Genomic DNA, 13,501 nt, shown 5'->3' on the forward strand with positions numbered 1-13,501 from the left:
ACTCCGGCCCTCGGACAGGGAAAGCTCCTGACCTGCATGGTTAAGGTTCGATGTCCCGAAACCGGTAGTCATCACGCTTCGATGGCAAACGAGCAAGACCCGATGGCAGAGGACAACAAGGAGCCTGACACCCATCAGAACGAGCTTCAAATGAGCGTCACGAGCGTCATTTCAGCGTCAAAATATCGCCCGTAACGCCCACATCGCACATAATGCGCACGAGCAAATCCGCAGGTCAGGAGCCCTTTGCGGCCGGTTAAAGGATGGCGACACACTCTACGTGGTGGGTCATCGGAAAGGGATCGGCCTGGACGAGTCACGGAAAAGACCAGGTCAGAGGCAGTCCGTCCGCCCGTTGTCCCGCGTACAGGAGCTCGGAGCGTCAAACGAGCGTCACGCCAAACAATTCATCCTCGCGCTTCGCGACAGGCTACCCGCGCCCGAACCGACGACGCGCCGGCTGCGACGGACGAGGGACTGGCTGGAGTGAACCGAGCAGTGCTTCGTGAGCTCTGGCCTTCATGTCTGGTGGGAAGCACGATGCAGATATGAAGTCTGGGCAGGTGGAGCGGTTTCGCTGAAAGAGAACGACGGCTGACGTCCGGTCGGCCGATCGACGGTTGACGGGGGGGGCGACCGACGACGGTGGCGACACGCGGTGCCCAGGTAGCGTCACCGGCATGTCGGCGTCCCGGTTCCTCGTGGGCCGGCCCGGCCGCCTCCGTGGGACGATCAGTCCCATGGAGGGCACCGGCCTTTTGCGGAGGACAGCATGAGTGACGACACCTGGCATCTGTCCGAGCTCGTGTGGTCGGTGGCCGACCTGCTGCGCGGCGACTTCAAGCCTTCCGAGTACGGACGGGTGATCTTGCCGTTCACGGTGCTGCGCCGACTAGACTGCCTGCTGGCCCCGAGTCGGCAGGCGGTGCTCGACGAGGCCGAGCGCACAGACGGCGAGCAGGAGCGGGAGCAGCGCCTGACGGCCGCCTCGGGTTGGCCCTTCTACAAGGTCAGCCCGTTTTCCATGGAGAGCGTGCTGAGCGATCCGGAGAAGGCCGACCGGATGCTCCTGGGCCATGTCGATGGGTACTCCCAGAACGTCAGGGAACTGCTGGACGGCTTCGAGTTCGAGCGGACCGTCGCCCGCCTGTACCAGGCCCGACTCCTCTACCACGTCGTCGCGCAGTTCGTCTCGATCGACCTGGGGCAGATGATCACCGACGACCGCATGGAGAGCCTCTTCGAGGAGCTCGTCCGGCGGTTCGCGGAGAGCGGCAACGAGTCGAGCGGGGAGCATTACACCCCCCGGGACGTCGCCCACCTGATGGCCGGCTTCCTCGTCTCCGCCGACTCGGACGTCCTGACGTCGCCGCATGCCGTCCGCACCATCCTAGATCCGACCTGCGGGACGGCCGGCCTGCTGACCGAGGCGGCCTCGTACATCGCGTCGATGAACCCTCGGGCGGACGTCACGCTGTACGGCCAGGGAGATCAACCGGGAGTCATGGGCGATCTCCCGTGCCACTATGATGGCCAGCGGCCGCCGGGCCTCGACGATCGCCTTCGGAAACGTCTTCGTCGAGGACGGGCACCAAGGAACCGACTTCGACTACCTCCTGGCCAATCCGCCGTTCGGCGTTAACTGGAAGGCGAGCGAGTACACGGTACGGTCGGAGCATGAGGAGCTCGGTTTCGCGGGCCGCTTCGGGGCCGGTCTCCCCCGGATCGATGACGGCTCACTGCTCTTCCTGCAGCACATGCTGACGAAGATGAAGCCGGTGAGCGCCTCGGGCGAGGGCGGCAGCCGAATCGCGGTCATCTTCAACGGCTCCCCGATGTACACCGGGGGCGCGGGGTCCGGCGATTCGGACATCCGGCGGTGGATCGTGGAGAACGACTGGCTCGAAGCCGTGGTGGCGCTGCCCGGCCAGCTGTTCCACAGCACCGGCATCAGCACCTACCTGTGGGTGCTCAGCAACCGCAAGCAGGCACAGCGGAGAGGCCACGTGCTGCTGCTGAACGCTCAGGACCAGTACCAGCGGATGCGCCGCTCCATCGGCTCGAAGCGCAACTACATCACGTCGGACCAGATCGCCGAGATCACCGGGCTCTACCTGGACACCCTCTCCGCCGACCCCGCCCAGCAGCCGGACGACCGGGTCCGCGTCGTTACCACCCGCGAACTGATGTACCAGCGCGTCACTATCGATCGACCGCTGCGGCTCCGGTACGAGCTGTCCGAGGAAGTCCTGGCTCGGCTCGCCGAATCGCGCAGGATGCAGAAGACCCGTGATCCCGCCGCTCTGGTAGCTGCCCTGCGTCCGCTGGTCGGCTCGACGTGGACAAACGGTCAGGAGGCCGTCACGGCACTGCGCCGGGCGGTCACCTCTGCCGGCCTGAGCTGGCCGCGCGGGAAGGTCTTCGACACGGCAGTCCGCAAGGCCGTCGGCGTGCGCGATGCCGAAGGAGAGCCGCAACGGATCGGCGATGCGTACGAGCCGGACCCGGAGCTGCGCGAGGTCGTCCACCTGCCGCTGCAGGTGGATCCGAGCAACCACCTCCGACGCGAAGTACACCCGACCAATCCGGACGCCTGGATCGACGACAGCAGGACACGGGTGGGTTGCGAGATCCCATCCGCGCTCTTCTACCGACCGGAACTCGCCGGCGAATTCGAACTGCTGCGCAACCTCGCCAGAATGGAGACCACCCGGGTCCACCCGCCGCAAAGCGGCCAGGAGCAGGAGGACGGCGCCGACCGGCCCAAGCACCTGCGCGAACAAGACCTCCACGAGGCGGACTCGGCCGTTGAGCTCCCCGACGCGCCGGAGGATGGAGGGGCACTGACCCTGTGCTCGGGCGGCATGCTCGTCGGACGGCCGGGAAACTGGCGCCTGCTGCCGCAAGGCTTCGGCGAGGCGGCGGCCTCGCTCTTCGTGCTGCAGCCGCTCCGCAGTAGCGGCCAGTCGCTCTGCGAGTGGTTGAACTCCCGCGAGGACAACGGTCAGTACCCCAGCGCTCGCGATCTGCTGGACACGCACGTCCCCGTCGGCCTGGTGACCGACAGCGAGGTGGAGAGCCTCCTGGAGACTGTGCAGGATGGGCGGCGCGCACTGCGGACCACAATGTCGGGAATCCTGCCCAACGTCTTCGGCAGCGGCGAACGGGACGTCAAGGGGGTTCGGAACGAGATCAGGGCCGCCGCCCACGAGGCCGGCCTGATCGGCGAACTCGTGCGCCCGCTGGATGACCCCATCGCGCGCGCCGAGTGGAGCTTTCCGCACCACGCCGCCGCGCTGTCCCGTCGGTACCGGGTCAGCACGCACCCGGCGGAGCGGAAAGACGGACTGCTCAAGCTGGGCGAGGGGCTGGCCCGGGTGCTAGGTGTGCTGGCGCTCACCCAGCTCGCCGCGTCGAACGGCTTCTCCCAGAACCTGCGCAAGCAGTTCCGGACCGGCGCCACCTTCGGCACCTGGCTCTGGCTCCTCGACCGACTGGAGGCCGGGGGAATCGCGCCCCGCATCCAACAGCTCGGCACCGTACACGACCGGGGCAACGCACGCGCCCTTCTGGGCCATATCAAGGACTTCAGGAACACCTCGCACCACGCTCACGGTGTCCGCGCCAGCCACCAACTGGCTGAGGAAGTCGAGCGGCTCGAACCGCACGTCCTCCGGGCGATCAGTGCGGTCAGCTGGCTCTCCGGGACGCATTGGGACTGGGTGGAGCGGTGCGAGTACCTCGACGAGGGCTCGTACCGGATAGTCGGGCTCCGGCTGAGAGGCAGCCATCCGAGCTGGGAGCCGTTCGAGCGGTCGAGCACCCAGCCGCTTCGGCCCGACCGCATCTACGTGGACAGTGCCCCGTACGGGGCTCCGGTCGATCTCTGGCCGTTCGCTGTCGTCAGCCTATGCGAGGAGTGTCGGACCCGGGAGCTCTTCCTGCTCAATGAGGTCCTGGACGACCAGCTGACGCTCCGCAGCCTGGAGGAGCATTCGCTGGAGATAACGTACAGCCCGCCCGAGTAGCGGCAGGGGCGAGGGCTGAGCGACCTGGCGCGGCTGCGCCGGGCGCGGGGACCGGATCGACCGGGAGTACGCGGAGCCGCTGAATACACCTCGGGCCAGATCGCCTCGCACAGCAACTCGGCGAACAGGCGTGACCGAAGCATCCTGATCAACCTCATCTGGCCCGGTCAGTGGCCGCGTTGAAACCGTTCAGTACTCGGGAGAAGTCAGCACGACGCGGGCCGCCATGGCGCGGTCCACCTCATCGGTGTGCACGAACATGGCCGTCAAGGTGCCGGCGGCAACTAGGGGGGTCGATTCATCGGCTAGGGCACGGTGGTAGAGGGTGAGTGCCGCTTCCAGAGAAGCACCGCTGTCGCTTACGGCTTCCGCACCGACGCGCAGCCCCGCCCATGCGAAGGGGAGGGTGGTCGATGAAATCCAGGGCTGCAAGAGGACCTGCAACGAGAACGCCTGGAGGTTGCGCTGCCGGTGCGCGGGCGGCGTGGCCCGGTGAAGACCTCCGTACGCGGCGCTGATCCAGCCTGTGGCCTCGTGCGGCAGAGTGCCAACGGCGCGGGAGGCGGCGTTAAGCGCGAAGGCGGTAGTCGCCCTTGCATCGGCCCAGGCGGAAGAACGGGAGAGGGCCACGGCGACGGCTCCAGCCTGCCAGCCGTCGGCCAGCGCGGCAGCGTGGTAGAGGTCCGTGGAGAAGGGGATGTCGACGTAGTGGTTTCGCAGCAGCTCGGCCTTGGTCAGCAGGGCTTCCTCGGGCGTAGTCAGGCCAGCGTCGACGCGGGCGTCGAGTAGCGCGAGGGTGCCGAAGGCGGCCATGCCTTCGGACCGCGCGACCGCCCGCAGGACCCGGTCGTCGCACCACAGGACGAGACCCTGCTCCTTGGCATGGTCGAGGGCCGTCAGCCACTGCGTGTTGCTCCTGTGGACGGACAGTTGCCGGATGCTGCGTAGTTCTGGCCGGGGCACGCGAGGCATTGCCCGAACCACCTCGACGAGTCGCGCCGAGGTGGTTCGCATCCGGTCGAGGCGCTCAGCGGGGGTGGTACGGACGGCCGGGCGGGCGTCGCCCTCGTCCCAGGTGAGCACCATGTCGGAGCGAAGGGCGAGTGATTCCTGCGCGTGTAGTGCATCGGTGAAGAGCTGGTCGGTCGTCACGAGTGACCTGGGGTGACCCATGAGTCGTTCGGTGACGCCCGGCTCTAGGAGGGCTAGGGTGACGGCGGCGCTGGTGTCCACGACCACTCGTCCCGAGCGGCTGGCCTGCACGGCTTCGGCCTCCGCCGGGTCGGTGACGGTGTCAGCGGCGTAGACGTGTGGGCGTTCGGCGGAGGGACGCAAAAGAATCTCGGCGTAGCTGCGACCGGAGGACAGGGCGAGCATGCCGGCGGGCAGTTCGCCGGCGGCGGTCCTGCGGTGGAGCTCCTTGGCATTCTCATGGGAACTGCGCAGTTCTTCGGTGATGTTCTTGAGGGGGTCGTCCTCGGGGCCGATCTGGACGGCCCGGAAGACGGTGCTGTCGGGGAAGCGTTCCAGGTATGCGGCGGTGGTGGTGCGGAGCTGCTCCCCGTCTTGTTCGGAGAGGGACTGTGCAGGCTGGACGGCACGCCAGTGCAGGTTGGCCAGGACCTTTCCGACCAAGTCGCTGTCGTCCCGCCAGCGCTGCGTCAGGGCGAGGGCCCGCCCGGTGAAGTATGGGTCGGCGCTGAAGCGCGCCCCGAGCATGACCCACAGGGCCGTCTCGTCCGAGCTGCGCGGATCGAGGGGCTGTCCCTGTTCACCGGTGGTGAGAGTCTGCCATGCCTGGTCAAGCAGGCCGCGAAGCGCGTAGCACTTGACCAGGGCCCAGCGGGCGTCGATATCCAAGGAGTCGAGTTCGAGAAGGCGGAGGGCCGCGTCCGTGGCACGGTGGTAGCGTCCGTCGGCGGCTTCGGCCTCGATGAGGAGCGCGTACATGCGTCCCTGCCCCGCCCAGCGGGGTCCGGCCATCCGCAGTGCGTCCTGCGCGCACTCACGGGCTCGCCGGTGTTCTTTGGCCTCCAGGAACAGGCCTGCGGCCATGGCCATCAGCCGCGCGTCGTTCCACTCGGCGGAACCGTCTCTGAGGGTCTCGGCAGCCAGAGCGGTGTCTCCGGCACGGTGGTAGCGCTCGGCGAGAGTGACCACGATGGTCGGGCTCTTGGTGATGTTGGCGCGCAGGAGGCTCAGGGGATCGCTCCCCTCGGCATGCAGGGCTCGGGCGAGCAGTTCGAGTTCCTGGACGCGCTCGCCGAAGAGGGGTTCGAGGTGGCTCAGGTCAGGTAGGTCCGCACCGCTGGTCGCCAGGCCGGCCGCGGCCGTGAACTGTTCGCCCTCCGTGACGGCGACTTCCCATGCCTCCTGCCACAACCGCTGAACATCCGCGGTATTCGTGCCGCCTCCCTCCCTTGATTCCGCGAGAACCGCCGCGGCCCGTGCACGTGCGAACCCATGTGGCATGTACTGCACCAGTTTCCTCGGCCTCTCGCCACCGTCCCGTCATCGCGGCGACCAGGGCGGTCTGCGCGCCCATGTGGGGGTCTTCCGCCTCATGCGGTTCAGCTTCCCCTTCCGGAGTCGGCCGGGCCAGCTTCCACGGCCAGGGCCAAGTCCTCGCTCACCACCGCCGCCTGTACGGCCAGCGCAGCTGCTTCGGTGCTGTCGCCCGACCAGCTACGACGGCTGTTTCTGGCGCGGAGGGCCACGGCCAAGGCCTCCTGGCCGGCAGCGAGCCTGTTCGTGGTCCGGCTGTTGCGGGCGTGTTCCAGGAGTGTGGCGGCCAGGGTCATTCCGATACCGCTGAAGGACTCGTCGGCCCTCCGCAGTACCGCCAGTGCCTCCTCCGATCGCTGGAGGTTGAGCAGCGCCTTGGCCTCAAAGTGGCTCTTGATGGCTGCTGCTCCCGCATCGTGTGGTTCCCACCGCCCGAGATCCGCCAATCCCTGCTCCCACGCACCGTCGAGAAAGCCACGGAGCGCTGCCATGAGAGGGGACGAGCCTCCGTCTCCCTGTGTATCGAGGTAGCGGCGTGCGCCCTCTTCCGTGCCGTCCTCCTCCTGGAGCACCGCCAGCATTGTGTAGTAGTCCCGGGGGTGTCCCCCTTCTCGCAGGCACGTTTCGAAGAAGTGCCGGGCCGCGCCAGGAGCGTCGTAGTCGGCGGCGAGGTGTCCTAGCCAGGCATAGGCGCCAGCGGGGGCGTCTTCGAGCCACGCCGGATGGGTGTCCGCCCACTGCCGCAGGACATCGCCCCGCTGCCGCCCCACGGTGGACAGGACGTTTATGCACTTGATCACGCCTGGCCACGATGCGGCGAGGAGGAGGGCTTCCTCGGCTGCCCAGGGACTGAGCGTACGCACGGCCTGCTCAAGACCGTCGCGGCCTCGGACATCCTGCTGGAGTTCCCGGAGCTGGTTCCGAGTCTTCCGTCCCTCCTCCTTCGTGGTCTGCAGCCCCCAGCTTCCGACGAGAAGAGCCGCCTGCGAGGGATCGGCGGCACGCACCGACTCCTCCATCACCATCGACAGCACCCGCAGTGCATTGCGACGGCGTTCCTCAGCGATGTCGCCAGGCATCATGTAAGCGAGACGTCCGGCCGCCTGGTCGAGCGATGCCTCGCTGCATGTGCGCAACTGTTCGCCAGTGTCCTTGCGCGCCAGCCAGATTCGCAGCGACTTCGCCGTCACTGGAATCCCGGCCTCAGCGGCCCGCTTGGCCGCGGCACGCGCCACCCTGGGCCTGCGCATGACCTTCGTGAAACCGCTCAGCGCGAGCTTGCCAGCCCACGGCATGGCTGCCTTCGCCAGCAGTGCGGAAGTCAACAAAGCCATGTGTCCTCCCCGACACAACGCAGGGTCACACGCCCCAGGCACCTCACGGACGGACCTTATCGTCGGGGTCTGACATCGAGCCTTTCAGCGTTGATGTTCCAGGGGAAGGATGGATGCGGTGTTGCCTGTCATTTTGAGGGAGCTGCTGCTGGCGACCAAGCGTTCGGGCTGGCCCTGGTGAGGCATGCGCTGAGTTGTGGTGGGTTGAGGGGCTCGTCGCCCGCTCCGAGACCGAAGGACGTTCCAGTTCGGCAGGACAGAGCGGCTTCGCGCCCCCGTCTCATCGCCGCTGCAGGGCACCTTCCCACCTCACCATCACCGCACAGGGCCAGGCCGTGGGGTTCCTTGTCCTCAGGAGCAAGACCGGACCGAGTACGTCGCCATAGCCCTCGGGTGCACGCCTCCCAGTCACCGTAAGCTGCACTATCAGTCAGGTGACGCATCATTAGAACGAGAGAAATGAGCGTCACGAGCGTCATTTCAGCGTCAAGATATCGCCCGTAACGCCCACACCACACATACTGCGCACGCATGAAACCGCAAGTCAGGAGCCCTTGTGGCGGATTCGAGGATGGCGACGCACTCCAGGTGGCGGGTCATGGGAAAGACGTCAGCTTCCGACCGCCGGTTCGAACTTGAGCCTGCTCAGGCAGAGTCAGACTCACGCCTTGCGCTCAGCGCCACGCTTCTGCGCTGCCCTCACGGGCAGTCACTCAGCGTACCCTCGGCGGCGGCTCCGATGGGATGACGTCTCTTGCCACCACAATCCGCCGCACGACACTTCCTGGGGAGGATCTGGGGAGGATCGACCGTCCTGGGGAGCGCGTGGGGAGAATCGACCGCGTAACGCAGCACGATCCCGAAAGACGCTGAAAGACTTATCCGCGCAGGTCAGGGGTGGGCACAGCCGCATCGATGCAGGTCAGCGCCAACAGATAGACAACTTCATGACGTAGGTGCCCAGATCGTCCGCCTCGACGATCCCGGGCAGCGACCCGCCCTCGCGCAGGGGCGTGACATAGCGGGTCGCTACGACTTCTTGCAACACTTTCCCAGGCCACCCATCTATTCAGCCTTGTAATCCACGGACGACTTCTCCGGGGCGTAGAGGCAGGAATCACCGGTCAACGGCGCCGGGGAGCGTCGGGGGAGTTTCGGCTGGCGAGCCGGTCCCCCGCTCCCCCAGCAAACCGTCGAGGGTGCCGCGCCCCTTGCTGCCAGCTTCCGGCATGCAGTGAGCATAGTAACCGAGGGTGATCGCCGGCGAGGAGTGTCCGAGCCCTCGGACCAGGGTCACGACGGATTGTCCGGCTTCCAGCATGATCGAGGGCGTACGTGTGCCGAAGCACGTGGATCCGTCCTTGGGGCCGCCGCCCGCACGTGTTCACCGCGACGGCGTTGCCGGAACGCGTGGTGAGCAGCGGGGAGAACTTCTCCCTCTCCGGCTTCCCCCACGACAGCTCCACCTCTACCGGCGGGACGGTCGCGGCCCATGCCGGATCCGGAACGCATCGTTGCGGTCGACCGCATGACGCAGGCACGCGTTGAGCGGACAGTGTGGGCCGCGCCACTGACAGCCCCGCTGACCTGCGCGGACGGCGTGCCGCGACCATCACCCGCTCGTCAGCCCGCCCGCGGCGGGCGTATCACCACCGCACCGGCAGCTCCCGCACCCCCCGGAGCAGCATCCCCGGGATCCACTCCCCCGGCTCCCCGTTCGCCGTCAGGTCCGGGCAGCGCTCCAGTAGCGCGCGCAGCGCCACCTCGCTCTCGAGGCGGGCGAGCGGGGCTCCCAGGCAGTGGTGGATCCCGTATCCGAAGGCGACATGGCCCCGGGCCTCGCGCCGTACGTCGAAGCGTTCCGGATCGGGGAAGCGCGCCGGGTCGTGGTCCGCGGCGGCCATGGCGATCAGCACGATGGCACCGCGCGGCACCCGTACGCCGCCGATCTCGGTCTCCTCCAGGGCGATGCGCGGCGTGGTGGTCTCCACCGGCCCGTCGTAGCGCAGCGTCTCCTCCACCAGCCGCGCCGCCAGCCCCGCCGGATCGGCCCGTACGGCCGCCAGCTGCTCGGGGTGCGCGAGGAGCGCGCGCACCGCGTTGCTGATCGTGTTGACCGTCGTCTCGTGCCCGGCGACGAGCAGCAGGAAGGCCAACGAGAGCAGCTCGTCCTCGGTGAGCCGGTCGCCGCCCTCGTCGACCGTGTGGACGAGGGCGCTGAGCAGGTCCTCCCCGGGGCTCTCGCGCTTGGCGGTGATGAGCCCCCTGAGATACGGCATGACCTGCTCGTACGCCTTCTTCTCCGCCTCGGGGCTGGTGGGCGCGAGGGTCTCGTTGGACCAGGCGCGGAATGCGTCGCGGTCCAGGTTGGGGACGCCGAGCAGTTCGCAGATGACGGTCATGGGGAGCGGGAAGGCGAACGCGTCGATGAGGTCGGCGTGGCGCGCTCCGTCCGCCGTCATGCGGTCCAGCAGCTCGTCGGCGATCTCCTGGACGCGCCCCCGCATCCCCTCGACCCGCCGGGCCGTGAACTCCCGCGCCACCAGGCTCCGCAGCCGGGTGTGGTGGGGCGGGTCGCTCATCAGCATGTTGGCGTTGCCGAGCATGTTCAGGGCGTACGGCGGGCGCCAGCCGGCCTGCCGCCACTCGCGATGCCAGTCCCGGCTGAGCTGCGGGGAGTTGAAGGCCTCGCGCGCGGCCTCGTACCCGACCACGAGCCACACCAGCCCCCTGTCGGGCGCCACTACCTGGTGCACCGGACCGCGCTCGCGCAGCCGCGCGTAGGCGGTGTACGGGTCGGCGTCGAAGTCGGGGCTGAGCGAGGCGAGCACCTCGACCCCGTCGGGCCGGTCGGTGCTGTCGGGTATTGCGGGATCGGCGGCGGCTTTCTCGGTCTCGGTCACGACGGAATTCCCCTCCCTAAGGCCCGGGTCGCCGGCCCCCGCCGACCACTCCGAGCACGGCCGTTCACTCTAATCCCGCACCCCCACCCGCACAACTGCCCGCCGCCCTTGTTCACTTCGGGCTTTCACGAGGCGGGCTGTCCCAATGGTGGTCGAAAACACGAGAAATGCTCCTGACCTGCAACGACGGAACTTGTGCAGGGTCTTGTTGGCTGCACAGAAAGAAGTACCTCTGACGCGGAAACAACGGTGAGCACTCCGGGGAGTTGAGCCTGATGAGGGGTGCGCGGACATTGCGGGCGGGCGGCGGAGCGCCGGAGGCAGCAGTGCCGGGGGTGGCCAGGCGGCCCCGGTCAGCTCGATAAGGCCGAAGGTGACGGCCAGGCTGAGGGCTTCAGCCTGGGCGGTGATGCTGGCCTTGGCCCGTTCCGGGCCGCGGCGCGTGTAATACACCTGGCGGAGCCGACCGCGGCGACCGGAACACCGCGCATCAGGAACAGCTGACAACGGTACGCCGAACGGAGGTTATTCCACCGGTAGGCCCTCAGGGTAATGAGAGCGACCAGCTGTGGACTGGCTGTGGTGGGTGCGGCCTGTATGAGGGTCCTCCTTGCGCAATCAGTGCAGTCCCCTGCGATCCGGGAGTCAGCCGGCGGCTTCCTCGGCGCGGATGGTGTCCCCGTGGTACCAGGGGTTGCCCGCGGCCTCGGAAATCAGTTCGCGAGAACGCGTCTCATGGGCCCGGCCGAGGTCCAGCGTTATGTACTGGATCAGTTCGAGCGCGGTGAAGTACTTGCGCATGAAGGTGGGTTCGGCGAGGGGGACCACGGAGACCTCGATGTTCCGGTTCTCCGGGCGGTCGCTGGTGAGGAGACCGAACAGGTTCTTCATCTTCGCCCTGGTGTAAGCGTCGTCGTCCTCGTCCTCGAAAATGATCAGGCTGTGCTTCCTGGTCGGGTCGGACAGGGTGGCCACCTCGCTGTGGCAGAACTCGTGGAAGTAGTTCCGGGCCGCCGGGACCATCGCGATCTCGTTGAGGTGCATCTTGCCCAGCTTCAGCAGGCTCTCGTGCCACTTGGGGGAGGCCAGCATGATGACGTTGGCTTCACGACTGCGCTCAGCCACCACACGAGCCAGCTCGCGGTGGGCCTCGGTGAAGTCGGTCTCCAGGTGCCCGGGGAGTTCCCGGGTCTCCTGCCGGTGGTCCTGGTCGATCAGTCCCAGTTCGAGGAACATGTCCAGCAGGATGGCGAAGTACTGCCCGACGTGGAAAAGCGGGTACTCGCGGTCCGGCTCGCTGAGCGTCCACCGGGCGATGGACACTCCCGCCTCCTGGCCCAGGTCGCCCAGTCGCCCGCCCGAGGTGAGCAGCAGCACCCTGTCATGGGCGTGCGCGAGGTTGTGGAAGACGTGGACCGGCTCGTTCGAGTGGCCGCTGTACGAGCTGAGGATGATGAGTGTCGACTCGTCATCCATAATTGAGGCCGGAACCAGATAGCGGTAGTCGTAGTCGTTGAAGACGTGGAATTCCAGTTCACTGCCGGCCGAGTTGAAGAAGGCTGCCACAACGTCGGAGACGATTGCGGAACATCCCATACCGGTGAACACGACCCGCTTGAACTGTCCCGACTTGATTTTGAGTCGGAGGTTGTCGGTGACACCTGCGAGGGAGTACTCCTCAGGCTTGAGGAATCCCGTCCGGTACTCATTGGCGAGAAAGCTTTCGTAGCGTGCCATGCGCGACTGCATGTGACTTACCTCTCGTTGTGGGGGGAGCGTCCGCCGGATGGGAACCAACTGTGCGGCTACCGGAAAGCCGCACCGTCACCACATGAACTGGCCGCCGTCAACAATCATCTTCTGTCCCGTGATGTACGAAGCCTTGTCACTGACCAGGAACTCCAGTGCGTCGGCCATGGATTCCGGGCTTCCGATGCAGCCCTGCGGGATCTCGGCCAACAGCCGGTCACGGAACTCGGGCTCATCCGTCCTGAACCGTGTGTTCATCTCTTCGGTGTCGATCATGCCGGGGATCAGGGAATTGACCCGGATCGTGGGAGCGAGTTCCAGTGCGAGGCACTTGGTGAGGTGGAGCAGGCCGGCCTTGCTCGCGCAGTAGTTGGCGCCGTTCAGCCGGGGCCGGATGCCAGTGGTTGCGGCCACGTTGACCACACTGCCACCACCGGCCGCCAGCATGGCGGGAGCCAGCGCTCGGGTCAGGTAGAAGGGCGCGGACAGGTTCGCCTCGATTACCTGGTTCCAATCCGCAGGAGACATCTCCAGGAAAGGACGGTCGATGTTCCGCCCCGCATTGTTGACGAGCACATGAGGGGCACCGTGATCGGACAGCAGCAGTTCGATGGTGCGGAAGGCCTCAGCGCTGTCGGAGATGTCCGACTGCCTTGCCGTGAAACCCTCGTCGCCCAGCTCCTTCACGGCGCGCGCGGCGGACTCCCGGTCGCTGCGGTACAGGGCGACGACCCGGTACCCCACGGACAGCAGTCTACGACTGAGGCTCAGGCCGATTCCCTTCGTTCCGCCGGTGATCACGGCAAGTCGCGGCTGCATGGAGAACTCCTTACGTCGTGGGGGCCTGAGTAGCCCGACCTTCACGGACCGGCGCTCATATCCAGAACTCGGCATTCCGGTTCCGGAACCAGCATCGGGGCTTCGGGTGAGGGCTGCGACAAGGAATTGCGTAACGCTAGCGCGGGCCCTCAGGAATCTGTTG

The 13,501-nt window shown here is 67.0% G+C and carries 7 protein-coding genes and 1 pseudogene; 2 read left to right on the forward strand and 6 right to left on the reverse strand.

The window, feature by feature from the left end; all coding sequences use genetic code 11:
- Positions 1-772: 772 nt before the first annotated feature.
- Positions 773-1,642: a type I restriction-modification system subunit M N-terminal domain-containing protein gene (locus V1J52_RS24670; protein WP_330142168.1), complete on the forward strand. Its 870-nt coding sequence runs from the start codon at positions 773-775 to the stop codon at positions 1,640-1,642.
- Positions 1,527-4,028, forward strand: coding sequence for an HsdM family class I SAM-dependent methyltransferase (locus tag V1J52_RS24675; protein ID WP_330142169.1), 2,502 nt, complete (start codon positions 1,527-1,529; stop codon positions 4,026-4,028). The genes V1J52_RS24670 and V1J52_RS24675 overlap by 116 nt, the downstream gene beginning before the upstream one ends.
- A gap of 189 nt (positions 4,029-4,217) precedes the next feature.
- Here the strand turns inward: V1J52_RS24675 and V1J52_RS24680 are convergent, their stop codons facing one another.
- The 6 genes and pseudogenes from V1J52_RS24680 to V1J52_RS24700 form a co-directional block, all read right to left on the reverse strand.
- On the reverse strand, positions 4,218-6,500 hold the full coding sequence (locus tag V1J52_RS24680) for a tetratricopeptide repeat protein (protein ID WP_330142203.1): 2,283 nt from the start codon (positions 6,498-6,500) through the stop codon (positions 4,218-4,220).
- Between the two features lie 98 nt (positions 6,501-6,598).
- A complete protein-coding gene (locus V1J52_RS24685; RefSeq protein WP_330142170.1) occupies positions 6,599-7,867 on the reverse strand; it encodes a hypothetical protein in 1,269 nt (422 codons plus the stop codon).
- A gap of 937 nt (positions 7,868-8,804) precedes the next feature.
- Positions 8,805-8,915, reverse strand: a pseudogene (locus V1J52_RS26225) (HipA family kinase); the annotation flags it as partial.
- A 598-nt stretch (positions 8,916-9,513) separates the two neighbouring features.
- A complete protein-coding gene (locus tag V1J52_RS24690; protein WP_443075921.1) occupies positions 9,514-10,770 on the reverse strand; it encodes a cytochrome P450 family protein in 1,257 nt (418 codons plus the stop codon).
- A 645-nt stretch (positions 10,771-11,415) separates the two neighbouring features.
- Complete coding sequence (locus V1J52_RS24695) at positions 11,416-12,366, reverse strand: SIS domain-containing protein (RefSeq protein WP_330142171.1); 951 nt, start codon at positions 12,364-12,366, stop codon at positions 11,416-11,418.
- Between the two features lie 228 nt (positions 12,367-12,594).
- Positions 12,595-13,338, reverse strand: coding sequence for an SDR family NAD(P)-dependent oxidoreductase (locus tag V1J52_RS24700; RefSeq protein WP_330142172.1), 744 nt, complete (start codon positions 13,336-13,338; stop codon positions 12,595-12,597).
- Positions 13,339-13,501: the final 163 nt, after the last annotated feature.

This window comes from Streptomyces solitudinis, assembly GCF_036323765.1.
GTDB lineage: Bacteria > Actinomycetota > Actinomycetes > Streptomycetales > Streptomycetaceae > Streptomyces.

What these genes read in the sequence shown, in the direction of transcription:
- V1J52_RS24700 (WP_330142172.1), bottom strand. Translation starts at nt 13,338, where the DNA reads ATGCAGCCGCGACTTGCCGTGATCACCGGCGGAACGAAGGGAATCGGC.
- V1J52_RS24675 (WP_330142169.1), top strand. Translation starts at nt 1,527, where the DNA reads ATGATGGCCAGCGGCCGCCGGGCCTCGACGATCGCCTTCGGAAACGTC.
- V1J52_RS24685 (WP_330142170.1), bottom strand. Translation starts at nt 7,867, where the DNA reads ATGGCTTTGTTGACTTCCGCACTGCTGGCGAAGGCAGCCATGCCGTGG.
- V1J52_RS24670 (WP_330142168.1), top strand. Translation starts at nt 773, where the DNA reads ATGAGTGACGACACCTGGCATCTGTCCGAGCTCGTGTGGTCGGTGGCC.
- V1J52_RS24695 (WP_330142171.1), bottom strand. Translation starts at nt 12,366, where the DNA reads ATGGGATGTTCCGCAATCGTCTCCGACGTTGTGGCAGCCTTCTTCAAC.
- V1J52_RS24680 (WP_330142203.1), bottom strand. Translation starts at nt 6,500, where the DNA reads ATGCCACATGGGTTCGCACGTGCACGGGCCGCGGCGGTTCTCGCGGAA.